General features: G+C 40.7%; 15 protein-coding genes. 8 read left to right on the top strand and 7 right to left on the bottom strand.

Features of this window, described 5'->3' with window-relative positions:
• Positions 1-1,149 (top strand): TlpA disulfide reductase family protein, encoded by a 1,149-nt coding sequence (locus PGN18_RS06115; RefSeq protein ID WP_335318522.1) that lies wholly within the window; start codon positions 1-3, stop codon positions 1,147-1,149.
• A gap of 428 nt (positions 1,150-1,577) precedes the next feature.
• Here PGN18_RS06115 and PGN18_RS06110 read toward each other — a convergent pair whose 3' ends face one another.
• From PGN18_RS06110 to PGN18_RS06085, 6 genes are all read right to left on the bottom strand, one after another.
• Positions 1,578-2,822 (bottom strand): arsenic transporter, encoded by a 1,245-nt coding sequence (locus PGN18_RS06110; protein ID WP_335318521.1) that lies wholly within the window; start codon positions 2,820-2,822, stop codon positions 1,578-1,580.
• Between the two features lie 72 nt (positions 2,823-2,894).
• Complete coding sequence (locus tag PGN18_RS06105) at positions 2,895-4,112, bottom strand: MFS transporter (protein WP_335318520.1); 1,218 nt, start codon at positions 4,110-4,112, stop codon at positions 2,895-2,897.
• Positions 4,113-4,273: 161 nt separating this feature from the next.
• Positions 4,274-5,611, bottom strand: coding sequence for a sensor histidine kinase (locus PGN18_RS06100; RefSeq protein WP_335318519.1), 1,338 nt, complete (start codon positions 5,609-5,611; stop codon positions 4,274-4,276).
• Positions 5,612-6,295 (bottom strand): response regulator transcription factor, encoded by a 684-nt coding sequence (locus tag PGN18_RS06095; protein ID WP_335318518.1) that lies wholly within the window; start codon positions 6,293-6,295, stop codon positions 5,612-5,614. It abuts the gene before it with no gap.
• Positions 6,292-6,987 carry a hypothetical protein gene (locus PGN18_RS06090; RefSeq protein ID WP_335318517.1) on the bottom strand — a complete coding sequence of 232 codons (696 nt, stop codon included), beginning with the start codon at positions 6,985-6,987 and terminating at the stop codon, positions 6,292-6,294. The genes PGN18_RS06095 and PGN18_RS06090 overlap by 4 nt, the downstream gene beginning before the upstream one ends.
• A 512-nt stretch (positions 6,988-7,499) precedes the next feature.
• Positions 7,500-8,237, bottom strand: coding sequence for an OB-fold nucleic acid binding domain-containing protein (locus tag PGN18_RS06085; RefSeq protein WP_335318516.1), 738 nt, complete (start codon positions 8,235-8,237; stop codon positions 7,500-7,502).
• 278 nt (positions 8,238-8,515) lie between these two features.
• Here PGN18_RS06085 and PGN18_RS06080 point away from each other — a divergent pair, with 278 nt between their 5' ends.
• The 7 genes from PGN18_RS06080 (at position 8,516) to PGN18_RS06050 (ending at position 19,507) form a co-directional block, all read left to right on the top strand.
• Positions 8,516-9,100, top strand: coding sequence for an RNA polymerase sigma-70 factor (locus PGN18_RS06080; protein ID WP_335318515.1), 585 nt, complete (start codon positions 8,516-8,518; stop codon positions 9,098-9,100).
• Between the two features lie 305 nt (positions 9,101-9,405).
• Positions 9,406-10,566: a FecR family protein gene (locus tag PGN18_RS06075; protein WP_335318514.1), complete on the top strand. Its 1,161-nt coding sequence runs from the start codon at positions 9,406-9,408 to the stop codon at positions 10,564-10,566.
• Between the two features lie 201 nt (positions 10,567-10,767).
• Entirely contained in the window at positions 10,768-14,241 is a 3,474-nt protein-coding gene (locus PGN18_RS06070; protein WP_335318513.1) for a TonB-dependent receptor, read from the top strand.
• Positions 14,242-14,262: 21 nt separating this feature from the next.
• A complete protein-coding gene (locus PGN18_RS06065; protein ID WP_335318512.1) occupies positions 14,263-15,840 on the top strand; it encodes a RagB/SusD family nutrient uptake outer membrane protein in 1,578 nt (525 codons plus the stop codon).
• A 6-nt stretch (positions 15,841-15,846) separates the two neighbouring features.
• On the top strand, positions 15,847-16,959 hold the full coding sequence (locus PGN18_RS06060) for an IPT/TIG domain-containing protein (protein ID WP_335318510.1): 1,113 nt from the start codon (positions 15,847-15,849) through the stop codon (positions 16,957-16,959).
• A gap of 231 nt (positions 16,960-17,190) precedes the next feature.
• Positions 17,191-17,739, top strand: coding sequence for a hypothetical protein (locus PGN18_RS06055; protein WP_335318509.1), 549 nt, complete (start codon positions 17,191-17,193; stop codon positions 17,737-17,739).
• A 1-nt stretch (position 17,740) separates the two neighbouring features.
• Positions 17,741-19,507: a glycoside hydrolase family 9 protein gene (locus PGN18_RS06050; protein WP_335318508.1), complete on the top strand. Its 1,767-nt coding sequence runs from the start codon at positions 17,741-17,743 to the stop codon at positions 19,505-19,507.
• A 239-nt stretch (positions 19,508-19,746) separates the two neighbouring features.
• Here the strand turns inward: PGN18_RS06050 and PGN18_RS06045 are convergent, their stop codons facing one another.
• On the bottom strand, positions 19,747-21,765 hold the full coding sequence (locus PGN18_RS06045; protein WP_335318507.1) for a PAS domain-containing sensor histidine kinase: 2,019 nt from the start codon (positions 21,763-21,765) through the stop codon (positions 19,747-19,749).
• Positions 21,766-21,868 lie beyond the last annotated feature (103 nt).

Genomic DNA, 21,868 nt, shown 5'->3' with positions numbered 1-21,868 from the left:
ATGAAAACACTAATAATTGGTGCCGTAGCTGCACTTTGTTCCTTGAGCGCAACGGCACAAAAAGGATATACCATTAAAGGCCAGATTGGTAAACTGGGCAAACCTGCAAAAGCCTTTTTATTGACAAACAAGGATGGCAAACAGGTTTTGGATTCAGTACAATTGGTAAACGGAAGTTTTATCTTCAAAGGCCATGTAGACGGCCCCGTGGAAGCTACACTACGTTTAAAACATGATGATGCAGTGGAGATTCCGGGCAAACGCATTAAAATAGACGGTTTAAGCCTGATCCTTGATAATGAAGATATTAACATTACTGGTAAAGATTCTTTAAAAACTGCTGTAATGAAAGGATCGACCCAAACTGATGAGAGTCGCCGTGTAGATGACCTCCTGCGTCCCCTTTATAATAAAATGCAGGCTTTGAATAAGGAATATCAGGATATGCCTGAAGCCAAAAAACAGGATAAGGCTGTGATTATGGACCTGGAAAAACGGGCACAGGAAGCCGAGAAAGATATTGTGGATGCGAAGATCAGTTATGTGAAAAAAAATCCCAATAATTTCATGTCGTTAATGGCTTTAAATTCTACGCTGGCACCAGGTTTCGATGCGGTGGAAATGGAAAAGATATACCTAGCGATCAACCCGAAGTTAAGAGATTCTTACTTTGGTAAAGAGGTTGGTCTACGTATCGCTACTTTCAAAAAAACGCAGGAAGGTGTAGAGGCCCAGGATTTCACCCAACCTGATGTTGATGGTAAAATGGTTAAGCTTTCTGATTATCGTGGAAAATATGTATTGGTTGATTTCTGGGCTTCATGGTGTGCGCCATGCCGTAGAGAAAACCCGAATGTAGTTAAGGTTTATGAACAATATAAATCAAAGGGATTTGAAATTTTAGGTGTGTCGCTTGATAAAGCGGCTGATAAGGCTAAATGGATTAAAGCAATAGCCGATGATAAATTAACCTGGAAACAGGTTGGCGATTTAAAAGGATGGGAAAACGATGCGGCAGCCAAATATGAGGTTAAAGCTATCCCTATGAATTTTTTAATTGATCCGAGTGGAAAAATTATCGCTAAAGAGCTTAGAGGTGAAGCCTTAGCTGCGAAAATCAAAGAAATATTTGACGGACGCAGTAAGTAAAACATCTTATAGTTAATGATGACTAATGCAGGTTGATGGATGTCGCCTGCATTTTTTGTATCTTTTGTTTTGAGCGTATCAATTAACTGCAGGATTAAAAGTCATGCAATAGCAGGATGCCTAACAAGCTAACTTCGATTAATAATCCGATCTGAAGATGTTTTATGAACGTTTTTACTTTCTGGTCGTCACCCTGACCTGTAGCGCAACGAAAAGCTACGCAGTAAACCGAGCCATAAGCGAGCTCACCGAAGGTAATTTATTTAAGGGTCTATTTTGTAGAAAGGATGCTGACCACGAAGTAGCAACAAGGCAAATGAAAACACTATTTCTACTTGTAAAATAAATTCAGCATGGCTAAACGGCCAGCCAATTCGTTCTAATAAGTACATTAATTTTTAAACATTAATTAAATTCAGATTAACAAATCAAATCCACAAGGATAGTATGGCAACTACCAACGCCGCTGTCATAATTATGCTTCCCAATTTTAAAAATGTCCAGGCACTTACGTCCTGTCCCTCTCGTCTTAACGCCACCAACCAGAGTATAGTGGCTAGCGAACCAGTTATGGAGAGGTTGGGTCCAAGGTCTACCCCAATCAATACCGCACTTTTGACCATATCCGGTGTATGCGCATTTTGCAATACACTACCTGCTATTAATCCGGCAGGCAAATTATTCATTAAATTGCAGGCTACTGCAGTCACCGTGCCACTTAACCAAACGGCTGCCGTTTCAGATTGTGCTACCGCATCATTTAACCATGCACTTAAATGCTGTGTCATTCCGGTTTTATTTAGCGCTTCAACCACTACAAATAAACCTGCTACTAAAGGAAGCACCGCCCAGGAAATTCCTTTAATCACGTTAACAGGATTTTTTTTTGCGCTGGCCAATACGATAGCACTAGTGGCAACACCAGTAATCAAAGTAGGCAACCCAAGTTCAATATTCAAAGCCGAAGCGGCTAATAAAACCACTGCAGTTCCACAGATTCCGATTAAAGCAGTCTTACCACCAGGGCTTAATTCAGGTAAATCAATCTCCGTTCTGATCTTTTGTTTAAAACATGCCCGTTGAGAGAACCGGAGCATAAAATAAGTAACGGTAATGGCGCATATAGATGGGATGAGATATAAACTGAGCCAGTGCATCAAAGATGGCATGTGTGTACCATAAATAACCAGATTTGCAGGGTTTGAAATGGGAAGAATAAAAGAAGCTGCGTTGGCAATGAAAGCACAGATTAATAAGTATGGCAGTGGTTTTTCTACTTTGGCTGCTTTAACTGCGGCGGCCACAGCTGGTGTTAATACCACAGCAGTAGCGTCATTAGAAAGAAATGTGGTTACCACTACGCCGACCAAATAGATCAGTAAAAACAATCTCCCTGAAGATCCCCTGGCCCTTAAGGTTGCATGGGCCGCCAGCCAATCGAACAGTTTTTCCTCTCGCGCGGTTTCAGCTAACAACATCATGCCCGTTAGAAATAAATATACATCCAAACCTTTCGCTATACCAGAAAACGCATCAGATGGGCTGATCAATTGGAATAATAATAATAGGGCAGCCCCAATGGTGGCGTACACCGCTTCGGTAACTTTAAAAGGCCTGATGATTACACCCGCTATTGCAAGGAAAGAAATAATCCAGATGAGTATGTTAGTCATATTTTATAGCGCTAAGATATTGCTTTTAGCTTAGGGTTTGCTTAGCTGTTTCTGTATATATTCATTGATTACTTAGCAGACTTCCTTAATGGTTTTGGCAAAGATGATCCACAATAGGATGGAACCGATGGCAAACGCACCCAGAATCATAAAAGTATGATTGTAACCTATTCCCTCAGCTATCCAGCCGCCAATGGCGGGGCTAAATGAAGCACCCAGCCCCTGTACCGTCATCACCGCGCCCTGCCCGATATTTACCCGACCCGTGCCATTCAGTATATGCGCAACCAAGCCGGGAACGGCAACACTTTGCAGGCCCGCTCCAATTCCGTCTAAAATTTGTACGGGGTAAATACCGATGTGACTGTGCATGTAGGCCGCGAATAAACCGCGTATTGGCAACGACAGGAAAGATATGAATAAAACCAACCAATAGCCTTTTTTATCTGCCATCTTCATGGCTACCAATGAGGTAGCGATCATAATCAGCTGTGCAATGATAATCGTCATGGCTACGAACATGGAAGCGTTACCCTGGCCATTAGCAGCAGCGGCGAGGCCATAGAGGGGTAGCATGGCGCCATTACCCAAATGAAAAAAGGCTAATGCGCCGGCCAATACCAATAATGATTTACACTGAAATAATACTTTAAATCCACTGGCTTTTTCATTTTTTTCTCCTTCTTTCATCCCTCTCGCAACGTTGTCATCAATAGATTTGGCCGGAATCAACAACACTGAAATAATGGATAGTATGCCAAAAAAACCAGCCAGAATAAATATCGCAGTGATGCCAAATTTATAACCCAGGTAACCAGAAAGTGCAGAACCGACTACATTGCCTGCATGGTTGAATGCCTGGTTATAACCATTTTGTTTGTTAAACCCTTTTTGTTTGACTATACCCAGCGTAATGCCGATGATGGCTGGGCCAATAGCAGACCCGGCAATGGCTGTTGCCACCTGCGAAATGCTCACCAGCCAAAACTCCTGGGTAAATAAAATGATCGCTGATGCCAGTATGGTAAAGATTGCAGATATAACCACATAAAACCGCTTCCTTTTAGTAGCATCGATTAATGCACCAGCCGGAATAGTCATAATCATTCCGGCTACACCGCCAATGGTCATCACTGAACCGATCAAGCCGCTTTTCCAACCATGTGCCAAAAGGAAGATGCCTAAAAACGGTCCGACACCAGCCTGGAGATCAGCCATGAAAAAATTAAGGGATTGTAGGGGCCAGATGATCCGCTTGTCTGTTACGCCTAAAGCTGCTTGTTTGCTCATACGATTCTCCTAACACCAGATGAAATATTATGTTTAGACGCTAAACAGGAATATTTTATTTAATTGCCTGTAATACAGATATTTGTGTTGGTAATTTGCGAAATTAATTTTTCTTCATATTAAAGTAGATGCGAAATGAAATTTTAGATTAGTGCCAAAAGCTATGTACTAATCGGCAAGTCAACTATTGCTTCAAAAGTAAAGTTGCTGCTTTCCATGTGGAAATTTCCATGATGCAGGTGCGTAATCTCTTTAACCAGCCAGAGGCCAATGCCGGCACCATTTGAATCTATCGCTTCCCTGTGAAAGGCATTTTGGAGGTTTTCAGTTCGGAAACTTTCTTCGCTGATGGTGTTTTTTAAGCTTATGGCGATATGATCCTTTATAGTAGATTGCTTAACAGAACAATTGATTGTGGTATCTGGAACAGCATATTTGATTGCATTTTCGACCAGGTTCATCAGTAAGATATTCAGTTTATCATCATCGGCAAAGATTAAAAAGGTTTCGGCATCCTGATCAAAATCAATCATTGATTTTAAACTTTTTTGCTGCAAAAACGGCTGGAACCTGTTAAATAACCGAAGTATGACCAGCGAAAGATCTATTTGTTGCTTGTGTAAAGTAATGCCACTGCTTTTTAACTGGCTTACCAGTAAGAATTCCTGTACCACCTGTTGCAGCCTGTTGATTTCAGCAAGCTGACTTTCCATGAGGCTCGATAGCGCTACAGCTAAACCTGGTTTTGATAGGTGAACTTCTATTTCAGCGCGCATGATGGCCAGAGGTGTTTTTAACTCGTGCGAGGCAGAGGCAAAAAAGTTCTGCTGCTGTTGTAATGATTCATCAATCCTAACCAACATGGTATTTATGGTTTCCGTTAATTCCTGAAGTTCATCATTCGTTTTTTTCACCGGAATAACATCCCGGAGTTTCTGCGCATTGATGAGTTTGGCCGCGTTAATAATGCGTTGTACAGGTTGCAGCAGATAAAAAGATAAAATATAGGCAGTGAGTCCTGCAAGTAAAACACTAAGTATGCTGCAGGCGAAAAGTAAAAGAAGCAAGTATTGTAAGTTACTATTTAATTGATCAGCACTGCGTACGAGCATCAATTCGGCGGGATTGTCCTCGTTATTGCTGACCACGTAGGCAACCCTCATGCTCAGAGTATCGGTTACGCCAGTTTTTGTGGGGGTACGGATGTTTTTAATGATGCCTGGTGACTGAAAAACGACGATGGGTTTTCCTGCAGAGTGGTATAATACCCTGATGGAGGTATTGTGATCAGGCAAAGGAATGATTGCAGGTAATACTTCGGTTTTATCCAAAAGGGTTTGGGCCCTGGCTATTAGATAGGCATCATTATCAGATATCATCAGCATCCTGATTTTCCGGTAACAATAGAGGTTGAAAGATAAACTCAATAAAATGAAAATCAGGCTGAACGCTGCCGTAATTTTAAGTTTGATACCGAACTGACGCTTTCCTATTTTCATTTAACCTTGTTTTACATCACCTTTCAAGATATAACCCCGCCCCACAACCGTATGGATCAATTCTTCCTCATAACCTCTATCCATTTTTTTTCGAAGCTGATAAAGGTGTACTTCTATTACATTGCTACCGGGATCGAAGTTGATGTCCCATACTTTTTCCAGGATTTGAGATTTAGTAACCACCTTGTTCTGGTTGGCAAGCAGAAATTCTAATAGGGCAAATTCGCGGTTGCTCAGCATAATTGCTTTGCCGGCACGGCTAACTTCTCTGGTCAGCAAGTCTACTTTAAGGTCTGATACCTGTAATTTCAGCGAACCCTGTGCTAAAGAGCGGCGTTGTACTGAACGTATCCTGGCTAGAAGTTCCTCAAGTTCAAACGGCTTTTTAAGATAATCGATAGCGCCATGGTCTAGTCCGTTTATCACATGTTCTGTATCGTTCAGTGCACTGATAATGATCACCTGGGTTTGGTTATTAAAGCTGCGCAGGTTTTTTAAAACTTCAAGGCCATTGAGCGAGGGTAACATCATATCCAATAAGATCAGATCGTAATGGCCAACCATCGCCGTTTCCAAACCTTTATTGCCATCTGCAACCACATCACAGATATGGCCGGCTTGTGTGAGGCCGTCGGCAATAAATCCTGCTAACTTTAACTCATCTTCTATTAATAATATTTTCATCTTACCAGGAATGTTTTGTTATCGATCGTAATGCGGAGCACAATGTATACTTTGTCATGATTGATGTTAATAAAACCTTGATCATTCTGACGTCTTACCGCTTCAAGATGAAAGTTATTACTTTCTTTAATGAGGTGTGCAATATCATCAACCAGCCCAGGTTTAAAGTGAAATAACAGGTTGTTTTTTCTTAGCGCTACAATTCCGCCGTATTGGTCTGTGATTAAAACAGGCTTCTCCAGATCAAATTTTTCTATTTGCTGATTGGGAACATCAGGCGGCGGGGGTAATTCATTAAGGACCTGGCTGATGCCCGTTCTATTGTTCTTGACGGCTATTAATTGATAGCCGACTACCTCATCGCTGGGATTTAAGCCATAAGTTACGGTAACCGAATCACCAATGGTACCAATTTTAGTTATCCTGGCTGCTGTATGTGGACGAAAATCGATAGTGATTAAACCAGCCTTTATCGTTTTCAATTCCAGGGCATTGATATCCATATGTGGATTGTTTCTATACCCTATAACAGTTCCAGTAATGACCTTTTGTTTATACGGCCGTTCCATTTTTGGACCATGATGAGGTAATGGTGGTTTAGGTAATACAGGTACCGGAGGTTTGATTAACAACCAGATAATGACCAGGAGCAAAATAATGATTACGATCAGCAATGGACGGTAACTGTTCATTTTTATTGGCTTATTTGTTCAGTCATTATCTTGCTTCATTTTCATACACCCTGCAAAATGTTTGTGTATTTTATCAGTTAACAGTAAAGCAGCCAATTAGTTCATGCGCATTGACAATTATTTTAAGATAAGGGGCTGTATCATAAATATAAAATTGTCATTCTGAGGGATAGTTTATTTTATAAAAATCAATATGAGTCACAGATAATTTTGCTAGGTAATATCCCATCGGGGAATCGTCATTCCCAACTTGATTGGGAACCACGCAGTGCTCATGAATGCCGCTAAATAAAAGCAAACCCTCATGAATAATCTTAAAGCGCTTGTATTAAGATTCCCACATGCGCGAGAATGACGGAACGGACTAATGAATTATGCCAATGGTAGCCTGTCGAAGGACCTGTTTAAATACCTGTAAAGCGTTTCGATACTTCGTTAAGCTCAGTACAGGCCGAGCTTAACGTGACAATTTCTAATGGAATTATAACTTATGGTACAGCCCCATCTAATTACTATCTTAGCAGATAAGTTTGTCCATTGATCTCGATGGTTTCCGGATGGATAGTGGTTGGCGCACCGGTTTCAAATGCTACACCTGATGGTGGCGTATCTTTAATGCCGGTTACCTTCACCTTATCTCCTGCTTTCAATAGCGGTTGTAATTGTTCAACTGCGTGTGGCGGTAAATCTATTTCTATTTTGTTATCAAGGCTGAGCCCGCGGATTGCGCCGCCCTGATCACGTTTAAAATCATTAATTTTTCCGGTAAATGTTCCGGATGGTGCATTAACGGGTACAATAGGAATATTGGGTGGTGTATCTGCTATTTGTGTTCCGTCAACCAATAAACTTACCATCTGGAACACGTTCACACCATCTGGACCGTTATCTGTGAAGCCTTTCACAGTTACTGATTTGCCTTTAGCTGCGGTACTCATTAATTGTTTGCCTAATTGTTCCGGAAATCTGACTGTGATAACCTGGTTGCCATTTTGCAAGGTGAAACGATTATAAATATACCTGTCGTTTGTTTGGTAGGCGATCACCTTTCCGTTCAGCGAGGTTAAAACCTTTAAAGCACGTCCTGGTTCCAAACCGCCTCTGTGTCGTCCGGGACGAGCAGGCATTTCTCCAGGCCCTCCGGCCGGTGGTGCTGGAACGTTATCGGTTGGGCGTACTTGCGCAAAGGTTACGATACTCATTAGCGCGAAACAGGCAGTTATAGCTGTTTTTTTAATTTGGCTTTTCATATGCTTTCTTTTTAATATTCAATGAATTTATAATTCAAAAGTACATTAGCGATCTGAAGTGGGTATGAAAAGCAAATTAAATTTAGTTCATCTGAATGATTATTCTTCATCGTTTAAAGAATAATCATTTCTACTACGAGCTTCAGATGGAAATATAATGCCACGGATATTTTATAATTTGGTACAGACGCCACAAACAGATCAGCATGCTATGTAGCACCCGAGGTGTTGCAATGTTCATCTTTTCGGATTCAATTTTTTTTATAATTTTACTGACTATGCGCAACCAACATAATCATACCGATGAAGAGCTGATCGAAATGTTGAGGGAGAATGAGGTGGTTGCTTTCAAGAAAATCTACACAAAATATTGGTACGACTTATATCTAATTACCAATAAAAGACTAAGGTCTAAAGAAGCTGCAGAAGAGATTATCCAGAATTTCTTCACCACATTCTGGATCAATCGGGGGAAAATAAACATCAAAGGCTCTCTAAAGGCTTATCTTCATTCTGCTATTCGCTACTCTATTATTGATTATCTGGCTAAGGAAGCCACGAGGAACAATTACCTTGAATTACTTTCTTTTAGTTACGAAGAAGCTACGAACAGCACTGAAGAAGCCATATTCATGAAAGAGCTGGAAAATGGAATTGATGGGGTGATTTCAAAGTTGCCAGCCAAATGCAGAAAGGTATTTGAACTCAGCAGGAAAGAACATAAATCCAATAAGGAAATTGCCCAATTACTCGGGCTTTCTGAAAAGACGGTAGAAAACCACATTACCAATGCACTGAAGTATTTTAGAGTACATTATAAGGTGGTTTTGATTGCTTCTGGTTTTGCTTGGTTACTCAGATAATTAACAATGTTCAATAAAAATCGTCGTTATCTCGACTGAAACGCAGTGGAACGCCCGCCTGTGCGGACAGGCCTGCCCGTACAGGCGGGGAGAGATCTTTTCCGTATGAAAGACCCCGAAACAAATTCAGGGTGACGATATCCCGGGGGAATTAATGAACAGATTTAACATCGCTTAACTTTTTCGTTCTCTATTTAAACTGATCATCATTTAGCCATATTTTAATTTTTTTTATTTTTTTTTGGGGGCAAAGCCTGGGTTCCCCGACTATACTATTAACGAACCAAATATAACGATATACCAATATGGGCAGATCAATAGCTGTTTCCTTACTTAAAAAATATCTTTCTGCTGATTGTACTGTTGCTGAAGTAAAAGAAGTAGACCAATGGTTTGACAGTATGGATGCTATACCCGAAGATCTTGTCGGCCTATCTGACGAACAGCGAAAGCTTGTTGAAGATAAAATTTTTGAGCGTATTCTGCTCAACATCCAAGCCAAAGAACAGCAAAACATCATAGCTATTCCAAAAAAGTCAATACGTATAAGTACCCTATTATGGGCGGCGGCATCGCTGATTCTGGTATTGGGCGCAGTGATGATCTGGAGATACAATGCACAGCTAAATCTGCAAAACAAAAACGCAAAATTACAATCAGTGCATATAAAGCCGGGTGGCAATAGGGCAGTTTTAACATTGGGTGATGGATCGGCAGTGGTATTAACCGAAGCCAAAATTGGTGCTCTGGCCGACCAGCAAAATGTGAGTGTGGTAAAAACAGCCGAAGGTGAACTTAGCTATAAAATGCATAAGGGATCTGCATCAGCTAAAATAACTTATAATAAGATTGCCACACCGCTTGGCGGCAAATACAGCGTGGTTTTACCTGATGGTACCAAAGCCTGGTTAAACGCAAAATCGAGCTTAAGGTTTCCAACGGCTTTTACGGGTGCTGAGCGAGTAGTGCAGATGACGGGCGAAGTATATTTCGAAGTAGCCAAAAATCCTAATCAACCCTTTAAAGTGCAATCAGGCGGAACGGAAATTAAGGTGTTGGGTACGCATTTTAACGTAATGGCTTATGGCGATGAGGCCGGACAGAAAACAACGTTACTTGAAGGCAGTATCCATTTATCATCTGGTAAATTTTCTCAGCTATTAAAACCTGGACAACAAGCATTGGTAGAACCAGCTGGTATAAAGGTGAATAACAATTGCGATCTGGAAACGGTGATGGCCTGGAAAAACGACCTTTTTATCTTCAAGGATATGGAGATCAAAGAAATTGCCAGGCAATTGGTTAGGTGGTATGATATCCAGGTTGTATTTAAAGGAACACCTTCAAAAATATCATACACAGGAACCATATCTAAAGACGTGGAACTTTCAGAGTTGTTGAGCATGCTTCAATTTACCGGATTGAAATATGAATTGAACGGACACCAGCTAACGATCATCGATTAAAGAGATTAATCGATAAACAATAAATTTTAACCAAATAAATTATTTACATGAGAAACTACTACAACACTGCATAAGGTAAAGGCGTAACCATGCTTTTTAAGAAAAAACCGGATCGTGTTCGCAGCACATCCGGTTACTGTAAAGGTTACTTACAATCCCGATTTAGACAACATTATAATTTAACCAAAACTCCATAAAGATATGAATTTATTTTTTAGGATCAGGCAGGTATTGCGCCGTGATTCTTACCAAATCTTATTAACAATGAGACTCGTAGTGCTTTTTTTTACGCTCGCCCTGATGCAGGTTAGCGCTAGCAGCTTCAGTCAGAATATAACCCTTAAAGAGCATAATTCTGACATCATTTCCATCTTAAAGCAAATCGAAAAACAGAGCGGTTATCACTTGCTTTTCAGACGTGCTGATATAGACGATAAATATAAAATAAACCTTAATGTAACCAATATGCCCCTTGAGCAGGTAATGGGCGTAGTGTTAAAAAATACCAACCTTGATTTCAAAATCATTAAGAAAACCATTGTTCTTAAAAAGAATGCCTATTCGCCATTTACAACCATTTCTGTTCGTGATATAGAAATTTCTGGTACGGTAAGCGATGAAAAAGGCGTAACGCTGCCCGGGGTAGTGGTGAATGTAAAGGGCACGAAACAATCAACGGTAACCGATATTAATGGTAAGTTTAAGATTTCGCTGCCTTCGGGATCAACCACCCTTGTGTTTTCTTTTGTTGGGATGGAACCCCAGGAAGTTAATCCTGGCAACAAAAGCATCCTCAATGTGGTACTTAAGGCACAAACTACCTCACTTTCTGATGTGGTGGTGATTGGTTACGGTACACAAAAACGTACCGATCTTAATGGATCTATTTCATCTGTAAAAGCGGCCGATATTGCCAACGTACCTCAAACCAGTATCGACCAGATGCTGCAGGGTAGGGCTTCGGGATTAACAATTACGCAAAACTCTGGTGCACCAGGTAGCAATACCTCTGTGCGGGTACGTGGCGTAACTTCTTTAAGCGGTAGTAATGAGCCATTATATGTAATCGATGGTGTGCCAATTTCTGGCGATGCAGGTAATCAGAGCACCAGCGGAAGATCTCCGTTGCAGGCTTCCTCTTCCAATGCCAATTCGCAAACTACTGTGAGTCCGTTGTCTTTGATCAATCCAAACGATATCGAGTCAATCGATGTGCTAAAAGATGCATCTGCAACAGCAATATACGGAAACCGGGCTTCAAACGGTGTGATTATCATCACCACCAAAAGGGGTAGAAGCGGAAATTCATCTATCAATTATGATGGTTATTACGGTTTCCAGCGTGTGGCGAAATACATGGATGTAATGAATCTTCGCCAGTATGCGACACTTCAAAACGCGCTGGGCGATATTTATGGTACTGGTAGAAGGGTTGAATTTGCAGATCCTTCCATATTGGGAGAAGGCACCAACTGGCAAAAAGAAATATTTAGAACTGCACCACAAGAAAGTCATCAGGTAGCTGTTTCAGGAGGTAAAGAGGGATTGACCTATTACATTTCCGGTGGATATCTTGGTCAGGATGGTACCGTTATCGGTTCTGATTTTCGCCGCTATAGCCTTCGCGTAAATGCTGATGCCCAGGTGAAAGAATGGTTTAAACTCGGTATTACCTTAACCGGAAGCCGATCTGCAGAAAACGTAGTAACCAGTGATAATAACGGGATAATTTACAATGCTTTATTGCAGGCGCCTGATTTAGCTGTAACCAACCTTGATGGTTCGTATACCGGTCCTCCTGTTTCCGACCCACTGGCTGCCGCAGCGGCATTGAATCCGGTAGCCCAGGCGCAGCAAATCAAAAATAAACTGAACAGGACTAACATTAACACCAATATTTATAACGAGATTAAGTTTCTTAAACCATTATCGCTAAGATCAGAATTGGGAGGTGATTTCAATTTTTCGGATAATAATGTATTTACGCCGAGTTATTCATGGGGCCGTTTTACCAATCCTACAGCATCATTAAAGGAGAGGTTCCAGCAAAGTACATTTTTGATCTGGAAAGAATATCTTAATTATAACCAAACCTTTGGTGAAAAACATAACCTAAGTGCCATTTTGGGTTACGAGGTCCAACAGTCAAACTGGAGGGGAATTGAGGGCTCGCGTCAGGGATTTTATAGTAACGATGTACAGTCGTTGAATTTAGGACAGGCCATAACGGCTACCAATGATGAATATATTGGTACACAACGCCAGGAATCAATTTATGCGCGTGCTATTTATACTTATAATTCTAAATATAGCCTTACGTCTACAATCAGGAGAGACAAGACTTCTAAGTTTGCCGAAGGTTCTCAATCGGGTTATTTTCCGTCATTTGCCGCTTCCTGGAAATTGTCTGAAGAACCGTTTATGAAAGGGATCAATAAGGTCGTAAACGGACTTAAGATCCGTTTGGGCTACGGAGAGGTGGGCAATCAGGATGTTCCCAATTATTTATACAGCTCTTTATTAAGATCTTCACAAACGGGTTTGGGAACTGGTTTTTTAGCCGGACGGATTGATAATAAATCATTAAAGTGGCAAACCTCTATCCAATACAATGGTGGTGTTGATATGAGCTTTCTGAATGGTAGGATTAGTACCAGTATAGATGTTTACAAAAAAACTTCCAAAGATTTTTTGTTCCAGCTTACGCTTCCAGCCTATTTAGTGGGTGGGCCTGATTATTTGGGCGGTATTAATCCTCCATACGTAAATCTTGGAAAGATTGATAACGTAGGTTTTGATTTGAACATCAACTCGCGCAATTTTGAAAAAGGCGATTTTAAATGGAATACAAGTGTAGTGCTATCACATTATAATAATGAAGTTAAAGCGCTTGGTAACGGCCTTACCGAACTTTTCGGTACAGTAACCAATGCTTACCTGCAAACGCCGGTTACCCGAACGGTGGTTGGCCGATCGGTAGGTGAATTTTATGGTTATAAAGTAAAGGGAATATTCAAAACACAAGAGCAACTTCAATCTGCTCCGGTTCAATTTGGCCGTGGCATTGCCAACAACAGCAGCAGTACCTGGTTAGGCGATGTGCAATATGAAGATGTAAATGGTGATGGCGTAATAAACGAAAAAGACCGTACGGCGATCGGAAACCCAAATCCTAAATTTACCTATGGCATTACCAATACTTTTAGTTATAAAGCTTTTGATTTTACCGTATTCCTGAACGGATCTTACGGCTCCAAAATTATGAACCTGTTAAACAATACCATGGGTAACCTGGCAGCTGTATATCAGAATCAATATGCGGCATATAGTAATTTCTGGTCACCACAAAATCCTGATTCTAATATTCCTGCACCTAAAATCGGTATTGATAATCCCAATCTGTTTGTATCTGACCGTTACGTGGAAAGCGGATCTTTCTTGCGCATACAGAATGTGAGTTTGGGTTACAGGGTACCAGCTTCATGGATCAGGAAATTTAAATTCTCAAATTTAAAAGTATACTCCAGCGTACAAAACCTTTACACCTTTACAAAATATAAGGGTTATGATCCGGAAATCGGAGCGATGAACCAGAGTGCCATTTTAAATAATATCGACCTGGGCAGATATCCAATTGCCAGGACCATCACTTTTGGGATAAATGCACAATTTTAGTGACCTACAATTATTGACAAAATGAAATCATATTTAGTATATAGCTTTATTTTTATGGCCATTGTTAGCGCGGGCTGTAAAAAAGAATTTTTTAATATTCCTCCACAGGATTCACTCAGTGCTGATAATTTTTACCAAAGCACTGAACAGGTGCAGGCCAGTACCATTGCGCTGTACAACTCCCCATGGTTTGATTGGAATGCCAAAGCTTCCTGGTGTATTTCAGAATTGCTAAGCGGTAATGCACACACCTATTCTCCGGATGTGATTAACTTTGGGAATTTTTCTGTAACTGGTGATAATACCCAATTGGCATCAGCCTGGAATTCGCTCTATAGTGTGGTTGCCCAATCTAATGCTCTGATCAATAACCTGAAGGCTAAAGTACCAGCTAGTGTGCCGGCATCAGTGGTAAATAATGCCATTGGCGAAGCCAGGTTCATGCGGGCGATGGCTTATTTTTATCTGGTAAGAACATGGGGAAATGTGCCAATTATCGAAAATAGCCTGGATTATGTAAACAATTATCAGATTAATACCAATCCGGTAACTGATGTTTACAAATTCATCATCAACGACCTCAAATTTGCAGAAGATAATTGCGATAAAATGATCAGAACGGGTTCTGTTTCTCAGGGCAAGGTATCCAGTGGATCAGCATCTGCATTATTGGCTAAGGTTTATTTATACATGCGGGACTATGCTAATGCCCGTTTAAAAGCAGAACAGGTAATTAACAGTGGCGAATTTAAATTGTATGGAATAGATGTTTCGGGCAAAACCTATGCTGACTTGTTCAAAACGGCCAATAATAATAACGAAGAAAGTATTGCTGCTATTCAATGGTTGGGTGGAGCTGCTTATGGACATGGTAACGCTTTACAATCTTTCCTTGCCTTCAACTCTGAAATTACAGGTACTGGAGACGGTTATGGAAGCGTTACGCCCTCAATAGATTTGCTTACTGCTTTCGAGCCTGGCGATTTAAGAAGAAAGCCAACGGTGATGATGCAGGGCGATGTTTACCCTGAAATAAACCAGGCCAAAGGTGGCTACACTTTACCTGCCGGAGCGGTTGCCCAGGGGATGCCGGCATTTATTAAAAAATACGTAGTGGGTACACCTGCAGATAATGGCGGTAAAGGTGCAGCATTTTCTACAGGTAATAATACTTATTTAATGCGTTATGCTGATGTATTGCTAATCGAGGCAGAAGCAGTACTTGCCGGGGCTGAACGTACTTCTGATGATGCAGCACTGGTACCGTTTAATAAAATCAGAAGAAGGGCTGGCCTCATCCCTAAAACTTCGATCACCATCCAGGATATTTATCAGGAACGTCGCATGGAATTCGTTTTTGAGGCTGATTACTGGTTTGATTTGGGCAGGTTAGATGGTTTCAATGTGACCTCGCACCCTAAAGCAATAGCCATTATTTCCAATCAGGAACGAGGAATTTACAGCAATACCACACCTGTTGTCATCTGGGGACAAAAGTATACCCCAACCGATGCCAATTTCCGTTTGCCTTATCCTACAACAGAAACCATTCTAAATCCAAAATTACTATTGCCTCCAGTGCCTTACAATTTTAAATAAGCTAATATGAAAACGTTATATAAAAATACTATAGCCCTTTATCTGATTGGCGTATTTTGCATGCTGATCTTTGCCACCTCCTGCAAAAAGGAAAAAGAAGGACAGGGAGCGCCAAGCATTACCCGGGTGCGTACTTTAGTTAGGCCAGGAGATACTAACGTTACGCCGCTGGATTCAACAGTTACATCGGGCGATGTTGGTGTAACCTATGTGATTGAAGGGGTAAATTTAAAATCAACCAACAGGGTAGAGTTTAATGGAGCATCAGCTTACCTGAATACGGCACTTTTTAGTGACAACAGTATTATTGTGATGATTCCGACAACTGCTACATGGATTAATCAAACCGGAAAGTTAACACTGACCAATGCATATGGGAGTACATCATTTAACTTCAGTATTAAACAACCTGCTCCGGTAATTAGTGATTTGAGTCAGTTTGCCGGTAACCCTGGTGATGTAATTACGATCACCGGTTTACGTTTTGATCAGGTATCAAGCGTTAAGTTCGGTACAACAGAAGCCAAGGTAGTCTCTTCAACAAGCACTGAATTGAAGGTAACTGTTCCAACAGGTGCGCTAGGTGCAGTAAGTGTTACTACTCCGGGCGGTACGGGTACCGGCCCATACGTATCTTACGATGGCGTTGTGGTTCCAATATTGTTGCCATTTGGATTTACTCATTTATTTTATGATGATCAGATCACAGCTGGTTATGATTTTAATTTTGGAGGTGCTAATGCAGATGTGAATAATACCGAGATGGTAAAACGCGGTACTCATTCCATTAAACTTACCTATACCGGAAGTTATGCAGGATATGCCGTTGGCAGTAACACGCCTGTTGATTTAACTGATAAAACCTATGTTAAGTTTTCGATCTATGGTACAACTGGTACCGAAGGTAAAGTGGTAAAAGTTGCATTAGGTGATTTTGATAACCGTAATGTAAGTGTGGTACTGCATGCCGGCAAGTGGACAAACTATGTAGTTCCAATAGATCGTTTCCAGAGCGCTAGTCAGCCGGGTAAACCTACCAGTTTAAATTGGATCGGTTTTCAGGAGTTGAGTGGAAACGCACCGGAAACCATTTACCTTGACGATATTGGCGTGTATTAATGAAGGGATATTTTAATTTGATGAAATAGCTCCATCAAGTTATCGTCATTGCGAGGAGGAACGACGAAGCAATCTTTCATGCTAGCAAACCGTTGCCATAAAGATTGCCAGCCTGTTGCCGGCAGGCTTTGTCGGCTTAAATAACCTTCTCGCAATGACGATTTTATGAAGGAAATCCATACCGCAATATGTTCCTCCCTTCCAAAATTTATAATCTTAACTAATTAATCAATGAAATTAATACAATATATGCTAGCTGGTATCATGATGCTGGTAGCTAATTCTACTGTTTTTGCACAAAAAAACCTGGTGCTTAATGCTGGTTTTGAAAATGAATTGGAGAACTGGGTTGATTATTCAGCAAAAGTGACCCCTTATATGTATAGCGCCGGGAAAATGAGTGCGGCTTTATTTTCTTCTGATCCTTCAAAATGGACGGGCATGCACCAAATTGTATCGTTACCTAAAAATACACAGTACATTCTCATGAGTGCGAAGATTAAAGTAGATGGTGTAAGTACCGGAAAAGATGCCTGGAATGGTGCGTTATTTCTTTTCGAGACACTTAATAAACAGGAAACTAAAATAGGCGAGGGAATCAACATTGCCACAGTTAGGGGAGATGAAGATTGGAAGTTATATGAAAAAGCTTACATTATTCCACCAGGCATTACGAAGATAAAATTGTTATTTGCCCTGGGGTATGTTACGGGCACCATGTTCGTAGATGAAGTAAGTTTGAAAGTGATCACGCAATCGGAATTTGAAAAATATTTGTAGTATGATGAATGGCATATTATATAGATTGTTCTTAATGGGGCTATCGCTGGCGGCAACTACGATTAACGCTCAGCAAATGATAGCTCCTAAAGTTGTGTTGAACCAGTTGGGTTATTATCCAAAGCTCGAAAAAAGTGCGGTTGTCATTAATCCCGTTTCAGAAAGCAAGTTTGAGTTATTATCCATGCCAGACCGAAAATCGATGTACACAGGTATATTATCGGAGCCGAAAACCACCGGCTATTCTAAAATCAAAACAAAAATAGCAGATTTTAGTGCTTTTGATCAAGCAGGCCATTACATTATCCACATTGATGGCGTTCCAGAATCACCTGTTTTTAAAATTGCAGATGGAGTACACCATAACCTTGCCGTGGCAGCATTAAAGGCATTTTATTATCAGCGTGCTTCATCTGTGTTAGATGTAAACTACGCAGGAAAATGGTACCGAGCTGCCGGACATCCTGATACTTCGGTTTATATTCATCCATCGGCCGCTTCTAAAAATCGCAAGATTGATAGTAAGATTAACGTCTCGGGCGGATGGTACGATGCCGGAGATTACAATAAGTACGTGGTGAATAGTGGGATCTCTACCTCCACCTTACTTTCTGCTTATGAAGATTTTTCGGAATATTTTATGAGCCGGGAAGTGCATATTCCATACGCTAAAAATAAAGTTCCGGATGTTTTAACAGAGGCGGTTTACAATTTGCGATGGATGCTAAAAATGCAGGATCCTGGTGATGGTGGCGTTTACCATAAATGTACCAACCTGGATTTCGATGGAATGGTGATGCCGGATCAAGCCTTATCAAAACGTTACGTGGTGGCGAAAGGTACTGCCGCCACACTTAATTTAGCGGCTGTTGCCGCACAGGCTTACCGGATTTTTAAACGTTTTCCAGAACAATATCCCGGATTGGCAGATAGTTGCCTGTTAGCCTCAAAGATTGCCTGGCGTTGGTCGTTAAATAATCCTAACGTTGTTTACGATCAGGATCTGCTCAACAAAACGTCCGACCTTAAAGTAACCACAGGTGCTTACGGTGATAAGGACTTTGAAGATGAGTGGATTTGGGCTTCTGCAGAACTATTGGCTTCAACGGGAGAGCAGACCTACTACGATGCCTTTTTTGCGCGTTTAAATGCACCGGTAAGCTTGCCAAGTTGGAGTAACGTAGGCATATTGGGATATTATACTTTGATCAGATGTGAGGGGCAGCTACCTGAAAGTTCTAAAAGCATCACCAGCATTTTGAAAAAGAAAATACTGACGCTGGCTGATCAGTACGTAGCTGCATTTAAAACAGGCGCCTATCATACGGTAATAGGCGCTTCGATTTACGATTTCGCATGGGGAAGTAACTCTTCAGCAATGAATCAAAGCATATTATTGATTAATGCTTATTTATTCACTAAAAATAATGCTTATCTGGATGCTTCGGTAAGTAACCTTGATTACGTTTTGGGTAAAAATGCCACCGGTTATTCTTTTGTAACTGGCATGGGTTCCAAATCGCCTATGCACCCACATCATCGCCTGTCATTTGCGGATGGCATTGCTGAACCCATTCCGGGCTTGCTGGTTGGTGGGCCGAACCGGGAAAAACAAGATGGATTAAAGTATGATTCCGAGCCCGAATTGTCATACCTCGATGATGTCAATTCTTATGCGAGTAATGAAATTGCCATCAATTGGAATGCCCCATTGGTATATGTGGCAAATGCAATGGAGTGTATTGAAAAGGGAGAAAATAGGGATTGATATAAAGATCCCCCTTATAAAAATGATTGATACATTTATAAGATTGATTTTTTTCAGCTCAATCTCTTTTAACCCGGTCGTTACCCTGATCCGATAGCTATCGGATTCATTTCAGGGTCTTTCATGCTAAAGATGCTAAAATAAATTCAGCAACGATTGCATAATAATCCTGTCTATTAAACTTTTATGATATTAAAAGATTCTTCACTGCGTTCAGAATGACGAACTGGGAAATTTAGCTAGCTGGCAGAACTAAGCGGAATACTGAATGAAAATGTACTGCCTTTTCCAAACTCACTCTCCACCCATATTTTTCCCTGATGGCGGGTTACAATTTCTGCACATAAATATAGCCCTATCCCAAAGCCGGCTATAGTGCTGCCATTTTCAACCCTATAGTACCGATCAAAAAGTTTTTGTTGATGTTCTGGTTTAATACCAATGCCATTATCAATCACACTAATGATGATGTGGGACTGATCAGTACTATATTTTATGTTGACTTCACTTCCCAGATCAGAATATTTAATGGCATTACCGATCAGGTTTTGAAGCACCTGGTTTAATTTGTTCCGGTCGGCATAAATCGTCACCTCATCGGCAAGATGTAATTTTACATCATAACCTGTGGTTAATACTAAGGCTTCTTCGCAAACCTCTTTTAATAAACTGGTAATTTCAAATTGTTGTTTATCAATCGCTATCTTTCCTGATTCCAAACGGGAAACATTTAAAAATCCATCAATCATCCTGGTCATCCGCTTCACCTGGTTTAGCGATTTATCAATGGTAGAAAGCATTCTGTCTTCACTTTGCAGGTTGGCAAGATATTGCAAAAGTTGCAGGTAGCTATTTATCGAAGTAAGGGGTGTTTTGAGCTCATGACTCGCCATGCCGATAAAATCGTTTTTGCGTTGCTCATCTTCCTTTTGCTCTGTAATATCCAACACTGAGCCTATAAACCTCAGCGGTTTCTCGTTGGCATCAAAATAAACTTGTCCCTTGGCTCTTATCCACCTTAAGCGTTTATCTTCAGATCCAATAGTGCGGTATTCTACATCATAAATGCCATTGCTGGCCTTTTTATCAAACACGTAGGCCAAAACGGCGTTAATCCTTTCTAAATCATCTGGATGGAGGTTATGTAAAAAGTCACGCTCAAATTCAATTTCATTTGAATGGCTTATGCCAAATAATAATCTGCAGCGGTCGTCCCATTGTAAATGGCCGGTAACCATGTTCATATCAAAAGTACCTAACTCTGCAGCCTCTTTTGATAACCTGATCTGTTCATAGGCCTTAAGCAGTTTTTCTTTTGAAGTAACATGCTCCGTAATGTCGGTGGCTGTTTGCATCAGTCCAATTACTTTTCCATTTACTTTCAAAGGTGTATAGGTGAGGTCGTAATAGCCTAATGTGGGTTCGCCATTTTTGATCAGCGAAATGCCAACGCCCGGTACATAATGCGTGAGTCCCGTGCGGTAGGCGTAAAACAGTTCATCTATTACGGGTTGTCCAACTAATTCAGGGATGGCCTCAAACCAGGGTTTTCCCAAAACGGAGCTGTCTCTACCAATTAAATTAAGCATGGCATCATTAATCACATCAAAAACCATGTCTTCACCCTTGGTAATCAACATCGGCACAGGAGAGGAGCGAACCATATTCTTAAACCACTCACGGCTCGCTTCCAATTGTGTCCAGGTTTCTGCCGGAATTTGCTGTAATTCCTGCGCTTCACTTTTTTGAAGATCATCTTCGGCAATGGGTAGAAACTCAGTTTCTATCGCCAGGCTGTCTTCATTAACTTGTATATATTCTATATTAGGGCGCTTTACTTCAAGTTCCATTGCCGAGATTGGCCTGAAGATAGAATCATCTTGCTCCGCTGAAACGATCTTTTTAGCTACCAACCAAACTGCAATTTTCAACTTATTATTTCCTTCTTCAAATCTACTTGCAAAATAATGATAGTTTGAAAATGGCGCTACGCTACTCTCTAAATCAGGGATCTGTACCGGCATTGCAGCATGATTTGATGTGTTTTTTAATTGCAAAAAGAAAGTAGAAATGGTTGCAGGCAGATTTTGTCCAAAAATGTCATGAAGATTAAGTGTTAGGATTTTCTCCAGACTTCCATTTATTAAATCTAAAAATCGGGCATTTGCATATGCTAATCGCAGTGAATCAGGATCAATGATGAAGATTGGTATCGGCGCGAGGCTTATAAAACTTGAAGTATCCTTTAAAGTTAGCATTGATGATATCCCTTTAAATCAAAAGTAATTATTTCGATAATTTACAGTGATAAGATTTTTAAACCATGTATTGATTGATTTAATATTGCTGAATTAAATAGTT

Origin of the sequence: Pedobacter terrae, from assembly GCF_036946585.1 — a bacterium.
Lineage (GTDB): Bacteria > Bacteroidota > Bacteroidia > Sphingobacteriales > Sphingobacteriaceae > Pedobacter > Pedobacter terrae_C.
The sequence above is the reverse complement of the archived record's forward strand: the minus strand, read 5'-3'. Positions and strand labels throughout refer to the sequence as shown.

Coding starts and splice junctions, on each gene's coding strand:
- PGN18_RS06080 (WP_335318515.1), top strand. CDS start 8,516: ATGCGCAACCAACATAATCATACCGATGAAGAGCTGATCGAAATGTTG.
- PGN18_RS06060 (WP_335318510.1), top strand. CDS start 15,847: ATGAAAACGTTATATAAAAATACTATAGCCCTTTATCTGATTGGCGTA.
- PGN18_RS06070 (WP_335318513.1), top strand. CDS start 10,768: ATGAATTTATTTTTTAGGATCAGGCAGGTATTGCGCCGTGATTCTTAC.
- PGN18_RS06085 (WP_335318516.1), bottom strand. CDS start 8,237: ATGAAAAGCCAAATTAAAAAAACAGCTATAACTGCCTGTTTCGCGCTA.
- PGN18_RS06090 (WP_335318517.1), bottom strand. CDS start 6,987: ATGAACAGTTACCGTCCATTGCTGATCGTAATCATTATTTTGCTCCTG.
- PGN18_RS06055 (WP_335318509.1), top strand. CDS start 17,191: ATGAAATTAATACAATATATGCTAGCTGGTATCATGATGCTGGTAGCT.
- PGN18_RS06105 (WP_335318520.1), bottom strand. CDS start 4,112: ATGAGCAAACAAGCAGCTTTAGGCGTAACAGACAAGCGGATCATCTGG.
- PGN18_RS06095 (WP_335318518.1), bottom strand. CDS start 6,295: ATGAAAATATTATTAATAGAAGATGAGTTAAAGTTAGCAGGATTTATT.
- PGN18_RS06110 (WP_335318521.1), bottom strand. CDS start 2,822: ATGACTAACATACTCATCTGGATTATTTCTTTCCTTGCAATAGCGGGT.
- PGN18_RS06075 (WP_335318514.1), top strand. CDS start 9,406: ATGGGCAGATCAATAGCTGTTTCCTTACTTAAAAAATATCTTTCTGCT.
- PGN18_RS06065 (WP_335318512.1), top strand. CDS start 14,263: ATGAAATCATATTTAGTATATAGCTTTATTTTTATGGCCATTGTTAGC.
- PGN18_RS06045 (WP_335318507.1), bottom strand. CDS start 21,765: ATGCTAACTTTAAAGGATACTTCAAGTTTTATAAGCCTCGCGCCGATA.
- PGN18_RS06050 (WP_335318508.1), top strand. CDS start 17,741: ATGATGAATGGCATATTATATAGATTGTTCTTAATGGGGCTATCGCTG.
- PGN18_RS06100 (WP_335318519.1), bottom strand. CDS start 5,611: ATGAAAATAGGAAAGCGTCAGTTCGGTATCAAACTTAAAATTACGGCA.
- PGN18_RS06115 (WP_335318522.1), top strand. CDS start 1: ATGAAAACACTAATAATTGGTGCCGTAGCTGCACTTTGTTCCTTGAGC.